The 18128-nt window shown below is 71.0% G+C and carries 16 protein-coding genes; all 16 read left to right on the top strand.

Annotated features, from left to right (window positions below; translation table 11 throughout):
• Positions 1 to 272: 272 nt before the first annotated feature.
• The gene (locus ACTVCO_RS09235) at positions 273 to 1139 is read left to right on the top strand and encodes a DUF559 domain-containing protein (RefSeq protein WP_443728129.1); all 867 of its coding nucleotides are present in this window, start codon (positions 273 to 275) and stop codon (positions 1137 to 1139) included.
• Between the two features lie 369 nt (positions 1140 to 1508).
• Positions 1509 to 1931: a class Ib ribonucleoside-diphosphate reductase assembly flavoprotein NrdI gene (nrdI, locus tag ACTVCO_RS09230; RefSeq protein WP_443728128.1), complete on the top strand. Its 423-nt coding sequence runs from the start codon at positions 1509 to 1511 to the stop codon at positions 1929 to 1931.
• Between the two features lie 289 nt (positions 1932 to 2220).
• Positions 2221 to 2784: a bifunctional pyr operon transcriptional regulator/uracil phosphoribosyltransferase PyrR gene (gene pyrR / locus ACTVCO_RS09225; protein WP_443728307.1), complete on the top strand. Its 564-nt coding sequence runs from the start codon at positions 2221 to 2223 to the stop codon at positions 2782 to 2784.
• Positions 2781 to 3800 (top strand): aspartate carbamoyltransferase catalytic subunit, encoded by a 1020-nt coding sequence (locus ACTVCO_RS09220; protein ID WP_443728127.1) that lies wholly within the window; start codon positions 2781 to 2783, stop codon positions 3798 to 3800. The genes pyrR and ACTVCO_RS09220 overlap by 4 nt, the downstream gene beginning before the upstream one ends.
• Positions 3797 to 5146, top strand: coding sequence for a dihydroorotase (locus ACTVCO_RS09215; protein ID WP_443728126.1), 1350 nt, complete (start codon positions 3797 to 3799; stop codon positions 5144 to 5146). Before ACTVCO_RS09220 ends, ACTVCO_RS09215 begins: the two co-directional genes overlap by 4 nt.
• The gene (locus ACTVCO_RS09210) at positions 5143 to 5685 is read left to right on the top strand and encodes a PH-like domain-containing protein (RefSeq protein WP_443728125.1); all 543 of its coding nucleotides are present in this window, start codon (positions 5143 to 5145) and stop codon (positions 5683 to 5685) included. Before ACTVCO_RS09215 ends, ACTVCO_RS09210 begins: the two co-directional genes overlap by 4 nt.
• Positions 5682 to 6956 (top strand): glutamine-hydrolyzing carbamoyl-phosphate synthase small subunit, encoded by a 1275-nt coding sequence (gene carA / locus ACTVCO_RS09205; RefSeq protein WP_443728124.1) that lies wholly within the window; start codon positions 5682 to 5684, stop codon positions 6954 to 6956. Before ACTVCO_RS09210 ends, carA begins: the two co-directional genes overlap by 4 nt.
• A gap of 3 nt (positions 6957 to 6959) precedes the next feature.
• A complete protein-coding gene (gene carB, locus ACTVCO_RS09200; RefSeq protein ID WP_443728123.1) occupies positions 6960 to 10304 on the top strand; it encodes a carbamoyl-phosphate synthase large subunit in 3345 nt (1114 codons plus the stop codon).
• A complete protein-coding gene (gene pyrF, locus ACTVCO_RS09195; protein WP_443728122.1) occupies positions 10301 to 11161 on the top strand; it encodes an orotidine-5'-phosphate decarboxylase in 861 nt (286 codons plus the stop codon). The genes carB and pyrF overlap by 4 nt, the downstream gene beginning before the upstream one ends.
• A 159-nt stretch (positions 11162 to 11320) precedes the next feature.
• The gene (mihF, locus tag ACTVCO_RS09190) at positions 11321 to 11632 is read left to right on the top strand and encodes an integration host factor, actinobacterial type (RefSeq protein ID WP_443728121.1); all 312 of its coding nucleotides are present in this window, start codon (positions 11321 to 11323) and stop codon (positions 11630 to 11632) included.
• Positions 11625 to 12260: a guanylate kinase gene (gene gmk / locus ACTVCO_RS09185; RefSeq protein WP_443728120.1), complete on the top strand. Its 636-nt coding sequence runs from the start codon at positions 11625 to 11627 to the stop codon at positions 12258 to 12260. The genes mihF and gmk overlap by 8 nt, the downstream gene beginning before the upstream one ends.
• Positions 12261 to 12330: 70 nt before the next feature.
• Positions 12331 to 12603 carry a DNA-directed RNA polymerase subunit omega gene (gene rpoZ / locus ACTVCO_RS09180; protein ID WP_443728306.1) on the top strand — a complete coding sequence of 91 codons (273 nt, stop codon included), beginning with the start codon at positions 12331 to 12333 and terminating at the stop codon, positions 12601 to 12603.
• A 32-nt stretch (positions 12604 to 12635) separates the two neighbouring features.
• A complete protein-coding gene (gene coaBC / locus ACTVCO_RS09175; protein ID WP_443728119.1) occupies positions 12636 to 13829 on the top strand; it encodes a bifunctional phosphopantothenoylcysteine decarboxylase/phosphopantothenate--cysteine ligase CoaBC in 1194 nt (397 codons plus the stop codon).
• Positions 13826 to 14578, top strand: a complete 753-nt coding sequence (locus tag ACTVCO_RS09170; RefSeq protein WP_443728118.1) for a 4'-phosphopantetheinyl transferase family protein — start codon at positions 13826 to 13828, stop codon at positions 14576 to 14578. Before coaBC ends, ACTVCO_RS09170 begins: the two co-directional genes overlap by 4 nt.
• A gap of 30 nt (positions 14579 to 14608) precedes the next feature.
• On the top strand, positions 14609 to 15811 hold the full coding sequence (metK, locus tag ACTVCO_RS09165; protein ID WP_443728117.1) for a methionine adenosyltransferase: 1203 nt from the start codon (positions 14609 to 14611) through the stop codon (positions 15809 to 15811).
• Between the two features lie 2 nt (positions 15812 to 15813).
• Positions 15814 to 18021 (top strand): primosomal protein N', encoded by a 2208-nt coding sequence (locus ACTVCO_RS09160; protein ID WP_443728116.1) that lies wholly within the window; start codon positions 15814 to 15816, stop codon positions 18019 to 18021.
• Positions 18022 to 18128 lie beyond the last annotated feature (107 nt).

The raw sequence follows: 18128 nt of genomic DNA, 5'->3' as shown, positions 1-18128 counted from the left end.
TGCCTACGCGCAACCAGCCCGTGCGGTCTCGCGCTGCGCGCCCCGGGCGCGGCTCGCGCGGCCCTCGCCCGGCCCTCGCCCGCGCAGCGTGCGCCCCGGCTCCGCTTCCGGCCTGGTTGCGCCCACGCACCCCTGCGGGGTGCCTACGCGCAACCAGCCCGTGCGGGGTTGTGCACAGATTGCTCTGACGTCTCGCGCTCAGCGACGTGTCTCGCGACGATGCGGGAATGCGCGCTTCAGATGATCTTCAGTGGGTTCCCCGAGTCGCGGTGATGACCGGTCGCGTTTTCACCCGCGCCCAGGCGGCCGACGCTGGCGCATCACGGGGCCAGGTCCGCCGCCGGGTCGCGTCCGGAACGTGGATCCATGTCGCGGGCGCGGCCTACCGGCACCGCGACGATCCGGTCAACGGGGCCATGCTTGTGGGCGCTGCGCTCCTGACGTGGCCGCACGGCATCGTCGTCGGCCCGGCCGCCGCCGCGTTTCATGGCGCACCCATTCCGCTCCCGAAGGTCATTGACGTCGCAGGGGGCGTCCCGACGACGCGCACGTTTCGCGGCCTGCGACCACGCTTCATTGACGTTCCGCCTGATGAGGTGCTGCGGACATCGAGCTGGAGTGTGGTCTCCGCGAGACGTGCCTATGTCCAAGCGCTCGCCGAACTTCCGCGACGAGACTCGGAGAATCTCTGGGCGTGGGTGACGACGCGCAACGGCCTCTCGCTTGAGGGGCTGCGCGAGGATGTCGAGACTCATCCAGGTCGTCACGGCAACCGCCGCCTCAAGGAGATTCTCGCGTGGGGTGCGACGGGTGCGGTGAGTGAGGCGGAGCGCCGGGCGCATGGCCTGCTCATCGATGCGGGCATCGCGGGGTGGGAAGCTGGCGTCCGGATCGACGACGCGCAGGGCGTCATCGGCGTCGTCGATCTGTTCTTTGCGGAGGTGCGCCTGGTCATCGAGATCGATGGGGTCGCGGTGCATCAACACACGATCGTCGCCGACAGCCGTCGACGTAATCGACTCGTCGGTGCCGGGTGCACCGTCCTCACCTTCACGTGGGACGACCTCGTCAATCGTCCCGCTCGCTTCGTCGGGCAGGTGCGCAAGGAGCTGGTGCGCCTTCGTGCAGCCCGGCGCTAGCTCCCGAACATGGTTGGTTGCGCGTGCGCACCGAGCGGGGGTGCGTAGTCGCAAGGAATCGGGACGGGTCGGGGTGGCCCGGGTGGGCGTGTGCGAGCCTGGTGGCCCGCGCGAATCCGGCTGGCTGCTTCCAGGCACCCCGTGGGGGTGCCTGGACGCAGGGAGTCGGAGCCCCATGGGTCGCGCCGTCCCAGTTGTCTGGTGAGCCCCTTCGTCGGGGAACGGACCTAGGCGAAGCAAGCCGGGTTGGTTGCGCCTGCGCACCCCGTGGGGGTGCGTGGACGCAGGGAATCGGGTGGGGTCGGGGTGGCCCGGGACCTTTGTCCCGGGGTGTTCCGCGTCGCCAGGGTGAGGGTGGGGGAGGAGGGCATGATGATCGACATCTATTACACGTCCAGCTCGTCGGGGATGGTGCGTCAGTTCGCCGAGCGGCTGGGCCGCCCGGCGCGCGACCTCGGCGACCGTGAGGTCCGACGATCCGTGCCCGACGGGCCGTGGGTGCTCATCACCCCGTCCTACAAGACCGGCAACCCGGACAACGACACGATCCCGGAGCCGGTTCGCCGCTTCCTGCGCGATCCGCTCACGCGCCGCCGCCTCGTCGGCATCATGGGCTCGGGCAACCGGAACTTCGGCAGTCACTACCAGGCAGCCGCGCGCACGATCGCGAAGATCTCTGGCCGGCCCGTGCTCTACGAGTTTGAGCTGCAAGGTACGCAGTGGGACGTTGCGGAGGCCCGCGAGATTCTCGACGAGCTCGAGGTTGCGCTCGACCGCGCGCACGAGCGCTGAGAACCCAGCGTTGCGCCCGACGCGGCGGCACGGCGCCACCCCGCGCAACTTCACCCTGCATAGCGCCACCCGCATAGCGCCACCCCGCGCAGCGCCACCCCGCATAGCGCCACCCCGCACCGCACCACCCCGCGCAGCGGGACGCAGGCCTCGTGCGACGTGCCTTCCGCTCCGTGGACGATCCCGCGGGCCGACTTCGTGCGGGCGTAGAGTCGGCGTTCGACAGGCATTCCTTTAACAGACCGTCCAGCGAGGCGGAGAAGGAGGTCGCCACGTGCTTGGCGCACCCATGCCCGACGGCTCGGGGACCACGGTCCTTGGAGCCCCGGAGATCGGCCGGGCCCTGACCCGGATCGCTCACGAGATTCTTGAGCGGAACAAGGGCGGCGACGACGTCGTCCTCCTGGGCATCCCGACGCGAGGCCTTCCTCTCGCGCACCGGCTGGCCCAACGGCTCGCCTCGGTCGAGCCCTCGCTCGTCGCTGGATCGCTCGTCGGTGAGCTCGACATCACGATGTATCGCGACGACCTGCACCGGCATCCGACTCGGCCGATCGGGACGACGACGCTCCCGGCGGGTGGGATCGACGACAAGATCGTCGTCCTCGTCGATGACGTCCTCTTCTCGGGCCGCACGATCCGTGCCGCACTCGACGCGATCAAGGACTTGGGTCGCCCGCGTGCTGTTCAGTTGGCGACGCTCGTCGACCGTGGGCACCGCGAGCTGCCGATCCGCCCCGACTTCGTCGGCAAGAACCTGCCGACGTCCTTGAGCGAGCGCGTCGCAGTGCTCGTCGACGAGATCGATGGGGTCGACGCCGTGACGATCACCGCAGGGGAGGTCGGCGCATGAGGCACCTTCTCGACACCGCAGACCTCACGCTGGCCGACGCGGTCCACCTGCTCGACACGGCCGCCGAGATGGCTGCGACGCAGTCCCGCGAGATCAAGAAGCTCCCGACCCTGCGGGGGCGCACCGTCGTCAACCTCTTCTTCGAGGACTCGACCCGGACGCGGATCTCGTTCGAGACCGCGGCCAAGCGTCTGAGCGCCGACGTCATCAACTTCTCGGCCAAGGGCTCGAGCGTCTCCAAGGGCGAGTCCCTCAAGGACACTGCGCTCACCCTGCAGGCGATGGGCGCGGACGGGATCGTCGTCCGTCACCACTCCTCGGGCGCTCCGCATCTGCTCGCGCACGCGGGGTGGGTCGACGCCGCCGTCGTCAACGCGGGTGACGGGACGCACCAGCACCCCACCCAGGCGCTGCTCGACGCCTTCACGATCCGCCGTCACCTCGCAGACCGCGGGGCAGCGGGCTCGGGAGCGGGCTTCGACGCGCACGCCGGGGTCGGCCGCGACCTTGCCGGCCTCAAGGTCGCGATCGTCGGCGACGTCCTGCACTCCCGCGTCGCCCGCTCGAACGTCAGCCTGCTCACGACGCTCGGCGCGCACGTCACCCTGGTCGCGCCGCCGACGCTCGTGCCTGTGGGCGTCGAGGCCTGGCCGTGCGACGTGAGCTATGACCTCGACGCGACGCTCGAGACCCAGCCCGACGCCGTGATGATGCTCCGCGTCCAGCGCGAACGCATGAACGCGGTGGGCGGCGGGTACTTCCCGAGCCCGCTCGAGTACGCGCGTCTCTACGGTCTCGACCAGCGCCGGTTCACGGGCCTGGCCGAGCACGCGATCATCATGCACCCCGGTCCCATGAACCGCGGGCTCGAGATCTCCGCGCACGCCGCCGACGCGGCCCGCTCCGTCATCGTCGAGCAGGTCTCCAACGGTGTCGCGGTGCGCATGGCCGTCCTCTATCTCACGCTCGCGGGCTCTGGCACCGCGGCACCCGTCCCCTCGAAGGAGCTCGCATGACCGCCCAGGCACGACCCGTCCTGCTCACGGCGGCCAGCATCCTCGGGGGTGATCCCCAGGACGTTCTCCTCGCGGACGGGATCATCGCGTCGATCGCGCCGGCGGGCACCCTCGAGGCACCCGAGGGCGCGCTGACGATCGACGCGACCGGCAAGGTGCTCCTGCCCGGCCTCGTCGACCTTCACACGCACCTGCGCGAGCCTGGCCGTGAGGATGCCGAGACGGTGCTCACGGGCACGCGCGCGGCGGCGCTCGGCGGGTTCACCGCCGTCCACGCGATGGCGAACACGACCCCCGTCGCCGACACCGCGGGTGTCGTCGAGCAGGTTGCGCGCCTTGGTCACGACGCGGGCTGGGTCGACGTCTTCCCGGTCGGCGCCGTCTCCGTGGGACTCGGCGGGACGCAGCTCGCCGAGCTGGGTGCGATGGCGTCTTCTGCGGCGCGCGTGCGCGTCTTCTCGGACGACGGTCTCTGCGTCCACGACCCCGTGCTCATGCGCCGCGCGCTCGAGTACGTCAAGTCGTTCGACGGCGTGGTCGCGCAGCACGCGCAGGAGCCGCGCCTCACCGAGGGCTCACAGATGCACGAGGGTGTCGTCTCGGCTGAGATCGGCCTGCGCGGCTGGCCCGCGGTCGCGGAAGAGGCGATCATCGCCCGCGACGTCCTCCTCGCCGAGCACGTCGGATCGCGCCTGCACGTCTGCCACCTCTCGACGGCAGGTTCGGTCGAGATCGTGCGCTGGGCGAAGTCGCGCGGCCTGCCCGTGACCGCCGAGGTCACCCCGCACCACCTCTACCTCACGGATGAGCTCGCGCGTGGCTACGACCCCGTGTTCAAGGTCAACCCGCCGCTGCGCACCGCCGCGGACATCGAGGCGGTGCGCGCGGGTCTGGCCGACGGGACGATCGACATCGTCGCGACCGACCACGCCCCGCACCCGGTCGAGGCCAAGGACTGCGAGTGGGATGCTGCAGCCTTCGGTATGACGGGTCTCGAGACGGCCCTCGCTGTCGTCATCGAGACGATGGTCGAGACCGGCCGCCTCGGTTGGGACGACGTCGCGCGCGTCATGTCGACGAATCCCGCGCGTATCGGCCGCGTCGATGACCGTCACGGTCGCCCGATCGCCGTGGGCGAGCCGGCCAACGTCACTCTCGTCGACCCCACCGTGCGCCGCCTGGTCGACCCGGCGTTGCACGGCACGATGAGCCGTAACTCGCCCTTCGCAGGACGGCAGCTGCCCGGGCAGGTCGTCGCGACCTTCCTGCGCGGCCGCGCCACGGTCCTCGAGGGGGAGGCGCTCGCACCCGCGGGTGCCCGCGCCCCCCAGGAGGTGGGTCGGTGATCGGCATTCCTCCCTGGGTGACGTTCACGGTCATCGGCTTCCTCGTCGTGGGGGTGCTCGTCGGCATGGCCGTCGGCTGGCGGCGCAGCACTGCTCGCACGGGCAGCGCCGCCGGCGTCCTGCCCGACGCGACCGCAGACCTTGGCGCGGTTCTCGCTGGACCGATCGCCGCGGCGTACGTCGCGACGACGTTCCACGAGAGGTGGCTCGAGCGGGTGACCGCGCACGGCCTCGGCATCCGCGGCCGCGCCACCGTGACGGTCCACGAGCACGCGCTCGTCATCGCCCGCAACGGCGCCCCCGATCTCGTTCTGCCGGGCACGGCGCTGCGCGCCGTGACCCGCTCGTCGGGCATGGTCGGCAAGTTCGTCGCCGATGCCTCGATCGTCGTCGTCACCTGGGCGACCATCGCAGCCGAGGGCCATGAGGTCCTTCTCGACACGGGGCTCCGCCCCGACCGCTCAACCGAACGCGAGATCCTCGACGAGGCCGTGCGTTCGATCTTTAGCTCAGCCCCCGCACCGAAGGAGCAGCAGTGAACCAGCCCCTTGACCTCGTGCCCCTGAACGACGACGCCGCCGTGCTCGTCCTTGAGGACGGATGTGCCTTCGTCGGGCGCGCCTACGGCGCGGTCGGCACCACGCTCGGCGAGATCGTCTTCAACACCGGCATGTCCGGCTACCAGGAGACGCTCACAGATCCCTCCTACCACCGCCAGATCGTCGTCATGACGGCGCCCCACATCGGCAACACGGGCGTCAACAGCGAAGACCCGGAGTCGGTCCAGATCTGGGTCGCAGGCTTCGTCGTCCGCGACGCGGCCAGGCGCGCCTCCAACTGGCGTTCCGAGGGCGACCTCTCCGTCGAGCTCGCCGAGCAGGGCGTCGTCGGCATCTCTGACATCGACACGCGAGCCCTCACGCGCCACCTGCGGGAGCGCGGCGTCATGCGCGGTGGCATTTTCTCGGGCGCCTCGTTGCTGTCCGACGGCCACCCGCGCCGCATCGGCTCGCTCGTCGAGGAGATCCTCGCGAGCCCCCAGATGACGGGCGCCGACCTCGCGGCCGAGGTGTCGACCGACACCGCGTACACGGTTGAGCCCGCGGGCGCCTTCGCGGGCAAGGAGCCGGTCGCGACCGTCGTCGCGCTCGACCTGGGCATCAAGTCGATGACGCCGCAGCGTCTCTCTGAGCGCGGCGTGCGCGTCCACGTCGTGCCCGCGGGCACGACGTTCGACGAGCTCATGGCGGTCTCACCCGACGGGGTGTTCTTCTCCAACGGCCCCGGCGACCCCGCGACGGCCACCGGGCCGATCGCGCTCCTGCGCGAGGTGCTCGACGCCAAGGTGCCGTACTTCGGTATCTGCTTCGGCAACCAGCTCCTCGGGCGTGCGCTCGGCTTCGGGACCTACAAGCTCGCTTACGGTCACCGCGGCATCAACCAGCCCGTCATGGATCTCGCGACGGGCAAGGTCGAGATCACGTCGCACAACCACGGCTTCGCGGTTGACGCGCCGATCGGTGAGACCGCGACCGCGCCGCATGAGGACGGCCGTTACGGCCGCGTCGTCGTGAGCCACGTCGGCCTCAACGACAACGTCGTCGAGGGCCTCGAGTGCCTCGACGTGCCCGCGTTCTCGGTTCAGTACCACCCCGAGGCTGCGGCAGGCCCGCACGACGCCTCTTACCTCTTCGACCGCTTCATCGACCTCATGAACTCAGGCGCATCGAACGCTGCAGGCCTCTCGGCTGCAGCGCGTGCGACCACCGTCCCGTCCGGCTCCGCGCCGGCCGCGAGCAAGGAGAACTGACCCGTGCCTCGTCGCAACGACATCCAGAGCGTCCTGGTCATCGGCTCCGGCCCGATCGTCATCGGACAAGCCTGCGAGTTCGACTACTCGGGTACGCAGGCCTGCCGCGTGCTCAAGGAGGAGGGCCTGCGCGTCATCCTCCTCAACTCCAACCCTGCCACGATCATGACCGACCCCGGCTTCGCGGACGCGACCTACGTCGAGCCGATCACGACCGAGGTCCTCACGTCGATCATCGCCAAGGAGCGCCCCGACGCGGTCCTTGCGACGCTCGGTGGCCAGACAGCCCTCAATGCCGCGATCGCTCTTGACGAGGCGGGTGTCCTCGAGGAGTACGGCGTCGAGCTCATCGGTGCGAACATCCCCGCGATCCAGAAGGGCGAGGACCGCGAGCAGTTCCGCGACGTCGTCGCTGTCTGTGGCGGCGAGTCGGCGCGCTCGCACATCGTCCACACGATCGACGAGGCGCTCGTGGCTGCCGAGGACCTCGGCTACCCGCTCGTCGTGCGCCCGTCCTTCACGATGGGTGGCCTCGGCTCGGGCATCGCGTACGACGAGGTCGACCTGCGGCGTATCGCAGGCCAGGGCTTGCACTACTCGCCGACGACCGAGGTCCTTCTCGAGGAGTCGATCCTCGGCTGGAAGGAGTTCGAGCTCGAGCTCATGCGCGATCGGGCGGACAACGTCGTCGTCATCTGCTCGATCGAGAACGTCGACCCGGTCGGCGTGCACACCGGCGACTCGGTCACCGTGGCGCCGTCGCTCACGCTCACGGACCGTGAGTTCCAGAACCTGCGCGACATCGGCATCGCGATCATCCGTGAGGTCGGCGTCGACACCGGTGGCTGCAACATCCAGTTTGCGATCCACCCCGAGACGGGTCGCGTCGTCGTCATCGAGATGAACCCGCGCGTCTCGCGTTCCTCGGCGCTCGCGTCCAAGGCGACGGGCTACCCGATCGCCAAGATCGCGGCGAAGCTCGCGGTCGGCTACACGCTCGACGAGATCACGAACGACATCACGGGCACGACGCCCGCGTCGTTCGAGCCGACGCTCGACTACGTCGTCGTGAAGATTCCGCGCTTCGCGTTCGAGAAGTTCCCGGCCGCCGACGACACTCTCACGACGACCATGAAGTCGGTCGGTGAGGCGATGGCGCTCGGCCGCAACTTCACGGAGGCGCTCGGCAAGGCCCTGCGGTCGATCGACAAGCCCGGCACGACGTTCCATTGGGACGGCGAGCCCGTCGCTGGTGCCGAGCTCGACGCGCTTCTCGAGACGATCGCGCGGCCCACGGAGCAGCGCCTCGTCCAGGTCCAGCAGGCGCTGCGCGCCGGTGCCGGTGTCGAGCGCGTCTTCGAGGCGACGAAGATCGACCGGTGGTTCCTCGACCAGATCGAGCTCATCAACGAGATCGCTGCCGACGTCGCCGCAGCTCCCGCGCTCACGCGCGACGTCCTTGCGCTCGCAAAGCGCCACGGGCTCTCCGACGTCCAGGTCGCGGCGCTCCGCGGAATTCGTGGGCCGGCGGGGGAGTCGACGGTCCGTGAGGTCCGGCGTGCGCTCGGCGTCCGCCCGGTCTTCAAGACGGTCGACACGTGCGCCGCGGAGTTCGCTGCCACGACGCCGTACCACTACTCGACGTACGACGAGGAGACCGAGGTTCGGCCGCGCGAGCGCGAGGCGGTCATCATCCTCGGCTCGGGCCCGAACCGCATCGGCCAGGGCATCGAGTTCGACTACTCGTGCGTCCACGCGACCCTCGCGCTCGCCGACAAGTACGAGACCATCATGGTGAACTGCAACCCGGAGACGGTCTCGACCGACTACGACACGTCGGACCGCCTGTACTTCGAGCCGCTGACGTTTGAGGACGTCCTCGAGGTCTACGAGGCCGAGCTCGCCGCCGGGCCGATCAAGGGCATCATCGTCACGCTGGGCGGGCAGACGCCCCTGAGCCTCGCGCAGCGGCTCGCGGATGCGGGACTTCCGATCCTCGGCACGCAGCCCGAGGCGATCGACGCCGCTGAGGACCGCGCGGTCTTCGGCCGGGTCCTCGAGGAGGCCGGGCTTCCGGCCCCCGCGTTCGGCACCGCGACGACGCTCCCGCAGGCACGGCAGATCGCCGCCCGCATCGGCTACCCCGTGCTCGTGCGGCCGTCCTACGTCCTGGGTGGCCGTGGCATGGAGATCGTGTATTCCGAGGAGCAGCTCACGGGCTACGTCGAGCGTGCGCTCGGCTCGGCGGCCGAGCAGGGTGAGCGTGTGGCGCCGATCCTCATCGACCGCTTCCTCGACGACGCGCTCGAGATTGACGTCGATGCGCTCTACGACGGGACGGAGCTCTACCTCGGTGGCGTCATGGAGCACATCGAGGAGGCCGGTATCCACTCGGGCGACTCGGCGTGCGTGCTGCCGCCGGTCTCGCTCAGCCAGGCCGAGCTCGACCGCATCCGGACGTCGACCGAGGCGATCGCTCGCGGTGTGGGCGTTCACGGACTGCTCAACGTCCAGTACGCGCTCGTGAGCGACGTCCTCTACGTGCTCGAGGCGAACCCGCGTGCGTCGCGCACCGTCCCGTTCGTGTCGAAGGCGACGGGTGTCTCGCTCGCCAAGGCTGCGGCGAAGGTCATGGCGGGCGAGACGATCGCGGACCTGCGGGCGAGCGGCATCCTGCCGATCGAGGGTGATGCTGCGGTCATCGAGCTCTCCCAGCCGATCGCCGTCAAGGAGGCTGTGCTTCCGTTCAAGCGCTTCCGCACCGCCGACGGCGTCGCGGTCGACACGGTGCTCGGCCCGGAGATGCGCTCGACGGGCGAGGTCATGGGCCTGTCGCAGCGCTTCCCGACTGCGTTCGCGAAGTCGCAGGCGGCGGCCTTCGGTGGTCTGCCGACCTCGGGCACGGCCTTCGTCTCGGTCGCTGACCGCGACAAGCGGGACATCGTCTTCCCCGTCAAGCGGCTCGTCGAGCTCGGGTTCGAGATCCTCTCGACGTCGGGCACGGCAACCGTGCTCGAGCGCAACGGCATCGCGACCCGCATCGTGCGCAAGCACTCCGAAGGTCGCGGCGACGCGGGGGAGCCGACGATCGTCGACCTCATCACCGCGGGCGAGATCGACCTCGTCATCAACACACCCTCGGGTCAGGGGTCGCGTGCCGACGGTTACGAGATCCGTGCTGCGACGACGGCCGCGGACCGCGCGATCGTCACGACGACGCAGCAGCTCGCGGCAGCCGTCCAGGCGATCGAGGCGATTCTCGAAGGGCCGTTCGAGGTCACCTCGCTCCAGGAGCACATGGTGGCTCTCGCGGCCTCCAACCTCCCGACCGCGGCGGTCGTCTCGTGAGTCGTGCTCCGTTCGGTGCGCGCCTCGTCGAGGCGATGGACGCGCACGGTCCGCTGTGCGTCGGTGTCGACCCCCACGTCTCGTTGCTCGAGGCGTGGGGGCTGCCCGACAGCCCCGCGGGGCTCGCTGAGTTCTCCCAGCGCGTGCTCGAGGCTGTCGCGGGACGGGTGGCGGCGATCAAGCCGCAGGCTGCGTTCTTCGAACGTCATGGCTCCGCTGGCGTCAAGGTTCTTGAGGACCTGCTCGCGGCGGCCCGCGAGACCGGGACGTTGACGATCGTCGACGCGAAGCGCGGCGACATCGGCTCGACCATGGGTGCGTACGCCGATGCGTTCCTGCGTGACGGCTCGCCGCTCGCGGGCGACGCGCTCACCGTCTCGCCGTTCCTCGGCTTCGGCTCGCTCGCGCCCGCGGCCGAGCTCGCGGCCGCGACGGGGCGCGGCCTGTTCGTCTTGTGCCTCACGTCGAACCCTGAAGGTGCGTCGGTTCAGCATGCGCGCCGCGGTGCGGGCGCCGGCACGGCGACGGTTGCGGCGTCGATTGCGGCCGCGGCTGCCGAGGCGAACGCGGGCGCGAACCCGCTCGGGTCGGTGGGTCTCGTCGTGGGCGCGACGATCGGTGACGCGGTACGGGGGACGGGGACGGATCTCATGGCCGTCAATGGCCCTCTGCTCGCGCCGGGCGTCGGAGCCCAGGGCGCTGGGCCCGACGAGCTGCGCGCTGTGTTCGGTGACGCGCGACGGGCCGTTCTCGCGTCGTCCTCGCGCGGGGTGCTGCGCGCGGGGCCGGACGTGGCATCGCTCCGGGCTGCGGCGATGGGGGCCGCAGCCGATGCGGCACGCGCTCTGCGCGCCTGATCTGCGGCAGATTCACCCGGCACGTGCGAGGGGCCGCAGCCTGCGGCTGGGCCCCTCGCAGCATCGGCCGGGCACGCGCATGCTCCGTCTAGTAGTTGCCGACCAGCGGAGATGTGCTTAGGTTCACAGTAACCACTCCCAGCGAGGAAGGTGATGAACGTGGCACTCCCACCGTTGACACCCGAGCAGCGAGCAGCCGCTCTCGAGAAGGCCGCCGAGGCACGACGCGTGCGCGCCGAGATCAAGAACAGGTTGAAGTATTCTCAGGGTTCACTCTCCTCCGTCATCGAGACGGGCAGGACGGACGACATCATCGGCAAGATGAAGGTCACCGCGTTGCTCGAGTCGTTGCCGGGGGTTGGCAAGGTCAAGGCGCAAGTGATCATGGACGAGGTCGGGATCGCGCAGTCGCGTCGTGTCCGCGGTCTCGGCCCACACCAGGCCCGGGCCCTCATCGAGAGGTTTGGCTGACATCTCCGCTCCAGACGCCCCGCACGACCCCGTCCCAGCACGACTGACGGTTCTCGCTGGACCAACGGCGGTCGGTAAGGGCACAGTCTCGGCGGATCTCCGCACTCGCTATCCCGAGGTGTGGCTGTCCGTGTCGGCGACGACACGGACGCCACGTCCCGGTGAGATCGACGGAGTGCACTACCGCTTCCTCAGCACCGAGGACTTCGATCGGCGACTGGCCGCGGGGGAGTTCCTCGAGACGGCCGTCGTGCACGGCCAGAACCGCTACGGGACGCTGCGCGGCCCTGTCGAGGAGCGGCTGGCGACGGGCGTGCCCGTCCTGCTCGAGATCGACCTTCAAGGGGCACGCCAGGTGCGTGAGTCCATGCCGGGCGCCCGCTTCGTGTTTCTCGCCCCGCCCAGCTGGGACGAGCTCGAGCGCAGGCTCGTCGGGCGTGGCACCGAAGGCCCTGAAGAGCGTGAGCGCCGACTGGCTACGGCTCGCGTCGAGCTTGCGGCCGAGGCCGAGTTCGACCACGTCATCGTCAACGACACGGTGGCCCGCGCGACCGACGAGCTCGTGAGCGTCATCGGCCTTGCGCCGCGCCCGGCTGAGCCGGTCGCCGGGGCCACGACGTCACACTGATAGGATGACCCTTCGGTCCGTGCGCTCCGCGCCGGGCCTCCACCACCGATCAAACGTTGCGGAGACGATCTTGTCCGGAACCGTTGCCCAGCCGACGGGCATCACCGACCCGCCCATCGACGACCTGCTCGAGCACGCAAGCTCGAAGTACGCGCTCGTCGTCTACTCGGCGAAGCGTGCCCGCCAGATCAACGCGTACTACTCGCAGCTGTCCGAGGGCCTCCTCGAGCACGTCGGCCCCCTGGTCGAGACCCGTGTTCAGGAGAAGCCGCTCTCGATCGCGATGCGCGAGATCAACCAGAGCCTTCTCGAACTGACCGAGAACGAGGACACCGGGGCCTGACGCCCCGCCTCACCTACTCCACGGAGCGCGCGGTGCGGATCATCCTTGGCGTCGGTGGCGGCATCGCCGCCTACAAGAGTGCCCTGCTGCTCCGCCTCCTGACCGAGGCGGGGCACGCTGTGCGCGTCATCCCGACCGAAGCAAGCCTCAACTTCGTGGGGCGTGCGACGTGGGAGGCGCTCTCGGGTGAGCCCGCAACGCATGAGATCTTCGACGACGTCGACGAGGTCGCGCACGTCCGCCTAGGACGTGGGGCCGACCTCGTCGTCGTCGCGCCGGCCACGGCCGACCTTCTCGCTCGCGCGAGCTCCGGCCGCGCTGACGACCTGCTGACGACGACCCTGCTCACGGCGACGTGCCCCGTCCTGCTCGCACCCGCGATGCACACCGAGATGTGGCACCACGCGGCGACGCAAGCCAATGTCGCCCTTCTCCGCAGTCGCGGGATCACGGTGCTCGACCCCGACTCAGGTCGTCTCACGGGCGCCGACTCCGGCCCCGGGCGCCTGCCTGAGCCCGGCGTCATCGCGGACGCAGCCCTCGGGCTCGTCCGGCCCCGCGACCTCGCCGGCCTCTCGGTCGTCGTGAGCGCTGGCGGCACGGTCGAGGCGATCGATCCCGTGCGCTACCTCAGCAACCACTCCTCGGGCCGCCAGGGCGTCGAGCTCGCGCGCGCCGCCCACGCCCGGGGTGCGTCCGTGCACCTCGTGACCGGACGCGTCGAGGTGCCCGCACCTGCCGGAGTGAGAGTGACGAGCGCCCCGAGCGCCCTCGACATGCAGGCCGCGATGCGTGAGGCCGCGGCCGTCGCTGACGTCCTCGTCATGGCCGCCGCGGTCGCCGACTTCCGGCCTGAGGCGGTCGCCGCCAGCAAGATGAAGAAGACCGAGGGTGGCGGGCCGCCCTCGATCCACCTCGTCGAGAATCCCGACATCCTCGCCGGGCTCGTCCGCGAGCGCGCCCGCAGCGACCAGACGATCGTGGGCTTCGCCGCCGAGACGGGCGACGCCCAGAAATCAGTGCTTGACCATGCGCGCGCCAAGGCGGTGCGCAAGGGCGCCGACTTGCTGGTCGCGAACGACGTCTCGGGCGGGGTGACGTTCGGCTCGAGCGAGAACGCCGTGACGATCCTCGACCGCGAGGGCGCCACCGTGGCGACCGCAGCGGGGTCAAAGGCCGACGTCGCGCACGCGGTCTGGGACGCTGTGCTGCTCGCCCGCAGATGAGCGTCGTCCGCCCGCTCGTCATCGTTGCTACGAGCCGGGACGTGCACGCCGCGCTCGCGCACGTCCACCTGAGCGCTGCTGAAGAAGCGCGCGCGCAGCGCATGGTGCGCGCCGATGACGCTCACGACTTCCGCGCCGCGCACCTGCTTGCGCGGCGGGCGCTCGCGCTGGCCACGGACACACCCGACGGTGCGCTCGTGCCCCAGCAGAGCTGCGCCGCGTGCGGTGAGTCCCACGGTCGGCCCACCGTCGTGGGCGAGCCCGACGTCCACATCGCGTGGGCGCACACGCGAGGCGCTGTCGCGGTCGTCGTCGCCGGCGCGCCGTGCGGGATCGACATCGAGCGCAACGACGGACGCCCCGTGCCACGCCGCGTCGTTGAACGCGTGCTCAGCCCGGCCGAGGCGGAGCTTGTCCGGGCGTCTTCGCGACCTGATCGCGCGTTTCTCGAGGCGTGGGGTGTCAAGGAGTCGCTCGTCAAGGCGGGTGAGGGCGACCTGGCGGACCAGGTGCGTCGCGAGGTCGTCGGGCAGCGGGGGATCCGCGCACCGGGGGAGCGGGACCACGCGGTCTCGCGGATCGCGGTCGCGCTCGCGCCGGAGCGCTCGGTCGAGGGCGTCGTCCGCGTCGATCACGACGCGGACGTGAGCACCGTCACGCTCATCCTCGGGGCGGTCGCCGCACCCGAGCGGATCAGCCTGACCACAGGCGAATGGGCGCCGTCTCATGCCCCGACCCGGGGGCTGTGAGCGGTGCGTCGACGTCTAGACTTGGCGACCATGACCGACCACCTTCGCCTGTTCACCTCCGAGTCCGTCACCGAGGGCCACCCGGACAAGGTCTGTGACCAGATCTCCGACGCGATCCTTGACGCGATCCTCGAGCAGGACACCACGGCGCGCGTGGCTGTCGAGACGATGGTGACGACGGGCCTCGTGCACGTCGCCGGTGAGGTGACGACGTCCGCCTACGTCGAGATCCCGCAGATCATCCGCTCCGTGGTGCGCGAGATCGGGTACACGTCCTCGGCGATCGGCTTCGACGGTGACTCGTGCGGCGTCTCGGTCTCGATCGGTCAGCAGTCGCCCGACATCGCGCAGGGCGTCGACACGTCCGAAGAGACGCGGACGAGCGAGTCCGGCGAGGTTGACCCGCTCGACCTGCAGGGCGCAGGTGACCAGGGCCTGATGTTCGGCTACGCGTGCTCCGACACGGCTGAGCTCATGCCGCTTCCCGGGTGGCTTGCGCACCGCCTCGCTGAGCGCCTCGCTGCGGTGCGCCGGTCGGGAGAGGTCGCGGGCCTGCGGCCCGACGGCAAGACCCAGGTGACGATCGGCTACGACGGCGATCGCGCGGTCTCCCTCGACACGGTCGTCGTCTCGACCCAGCACGACCCGGACATCACGCACGCCGCGCTGACGGCTGCGGTGCGCGACCTCGTCATCGCGCCCGTCCTTGAGGCAGCTGAGCTTGAGCTCGACGCGCGGAGCACGACGGTCCACGTCAACCCGACCGGGCTTTTCGTCGTCGGCGGTCCCATGGGCGATGCCGGCCTCACGGGCCGCAAGATCATCGTCGACACCTACGGCGGCATGGCGCGCCACGGCGGCGGCGCCTTCTCGGGCAAGGACCCGTCGAAGGTCGACCGGTCGGCCGCCTACGCGACACGGTGGGTGGCGAAGAACGTTGTCGCCGCCGGGCTTGCCGACCGCTGCGAGGTTCAGGTCGCGTACGCGATCGGCCGCGCCCACCCCGTCGGGGTCTACGTCGAGACCTTCGGAACCGAGACGGTCCCGCTGCAGCGACTCACTGCCGCGATCCACGAGGTCTTCGACCTGCGCCCCGGCGCGATCGTCCGCGACCTCGACCTGCTGCGTCCGATCTACCGGGCGACTGCCGCGTACGGCCACTTCGGTCGTGAGCTGCCTGACTTTACGTGGGAGCGCACGGACCGCGTGGATGCGCTGCGGTCCGCCGTCTGACGATGACCGGGACGGCGGGCACGACGCCCGCCGCGTCCGAGCACGGGGGCACGGAGCCCGACCAGCTGGAGCTTCCGGGCATGCCCGCGCCCAAGCGGCGGACCGCGCCGGGCGCCGCGGCCGTCACGGCCGCGGACGACCTCCCGGTCGCGCGCGTCGTTGTCGAGGTCCCCGTCCTGCGCCTCGACCACACCTTCGACTACCTCGTTCCCGTGTCCATGGCGGACGGGGTCGCCCCGGGCGTGCGCGTCAAGGTGCGGTTCGGCGCCCAGGACGTCGACGGCTACGTGCTCGAACGCCTCGCGACCACGGAGCATGAAGGGACGCTGCGCCCTTTGCGCCGGCTCGTCTCGCGCGAGGCCGTGCTGCCGGAAGCCTCGGCGCAGCTGTGCCGCGCCGTCGCCGAGCACGGTGCCGGGTCCATGAGCGACGTCGTGCGTCTCGCAGTCCCGCCTCGCCACGCACGGACCGAGGACGAGGCGCTCGGGGAGTGGCCCGAGGACCCGGCGCCGTCCGCGAGCGCCCCGGACGATCGTGTCGCGCCGGGCGCGTGGGCGTCGCTCGCCGGGGGCGAGGCGTTCCTCCGCCATGCTGCCGCGGGTGCCGCGGTCCGTGGGGTGTGGTCGGCTCTTCCGGGTCGCTGGGCCGAGGGGGGTTCGGTTCTCGCTGACGAGGGCTGGGAGCTCATGCTGGCGCGGGCGGTGCGCGTCGTGCGTGACGCCGGACGGGGAGCCCTCGTCGTGCTGCCCGACGCCCGGGATGTCGAGCGCCTGTGTCGTGCGCTCGACGAGGTGGGCGCGCGCGATGCGACGGCGACGGGCCGGACGCTTCCGGATGCTGAGGGCCGCGCGCCCGGGTACGTCCGCCTGCTGGCTGAGGACGGGCCCTCCCAGCGCTACCGGGCGTTCCTTGCTGCGCTGCGCGGTCATGTGCGGATCGTCGTGGGCACGCGCGCTGCGGCGTTCGCGCCCCTCGCCGATCTTGGTCTCGCGGTCGTGTGGGAGGACGACGATCCGCTGCACGCGGAGCAGCGTGCGCCCTACCCCCATGTGCGGGACGTTCTTGCGCTGCGCTCGGAGAGCGAGGGGTGTGCGCTGCTCATCGCGGGGCACGGGCGGTCGATCGAGGCGCAGGCGCTCGTGCGCGGTGGGTGGGCGCACGAGATCGGATCCGCGCGCGCCGTCGTGAGGGAGCGAGCGCCGCGTGTGCGGGCGCTCACGCGGCTCGAGGTCGCGCGCGAAGGGCCGGCGGCCGTCGCGCGGATTCCGTCTGCCGCGTGGCGTCTCGTGCGCGAAGGGCTCGCCCACGGCCCGGTGCTCGTCCAGGTGCCCCGCGCGGGCTATGTGCCCGTGACTGCGTGCGCGACGTGCCGTGAGGTTGCGCGTTGCGGTGCCTGTCATGGCCCGTTGGGTCTGGCCTCGGGTGCGGCGGCCCCGCAGTGCCGGTGGTGCGGCCGCCTTGCGGTGGGGTGGTCGTGCCCGCAGTGCCACGGCGGGACGCTGAGGTCCGTCCATGTGGGGTCGGAGCGGACGGCCGAAGAGCTGGGGAGGGGCTTCGCGAACGTCCCCGTGCGGGTCTCGGGGGCGCGGTCGGCGGGCGGTGTGCTCGCGACCGTCTCGGGAGCGAGTGCGCTCGTGGTCGCGACACCGGGTGCTGAGCCGGTCGCGGCGGGCGGTTACGCGGCGGCGCTCCTGCTGGACGCGGGCGTCGCGACGGCGGGCACGTCGCTGCGCACGCGGCAGGATGCCGCGCGGCGGTGGTTGACGGCGGCCAGCCTGGTGCGACCCGCTTCCGCGGGGGGTGTCGTGGGCATCGTGGGCGACGGTGACGAGGTGGTGACCGGGGCGCTCGTCCGGTGGGATCCTGCGGGCCTCGCCTCGCGTGAGCTCGATGAGCGCGTCGAGCTGGACCTGCCGCCTGCGGTGCGCGTCGGGTCGTTGACGGGCCCGCGGCAGGCGGTCGAGGCGATCTTGGCCGAGGCTCAGCTGCCCGCCGGGTCGTCGGTGCTGGGGCCTGTGCCGATCGCCCCGGCGCAGGATGACGTGGCGGTTCTCGGCGGTGAGCTCGGAGATGTCCGTGCGATCGTGCGTGCGCCGCGCTCTCAGGGGCGTGCGCTCGCGCGCGCTCTGCGTGGGGCGGTGGCGGGACGCGGCTCGCGGCGCGGGGCGGGTGCGGTGCGCCTGCAGATGGACGTGGTGGACCTCGTGTGAGGGCGAGCGTCGGTTTCTGCAGAGGGGAAGGGTGGGTCTCCTCACGCTCTGCGTGACCGGCGCGGCGCATGTCCCTGCGGGGGTCGGGTGCGTGGCACAGTAGGGGG

This window comes from Sanguibacter sp. A247 (assembly GCF_052324925.1).
Classification (GTDB): domain Bacteria; phylum Actinomycetota; class Actinomycetes; order Actinomycetales; family Cellulomonadaceae; genus Flavimobilis.
The sequence above is the reverse complement of the archived record's forward strand: the minus strand, read 5'-3'. Positions and strand labels throughout refer to the sequence as shown.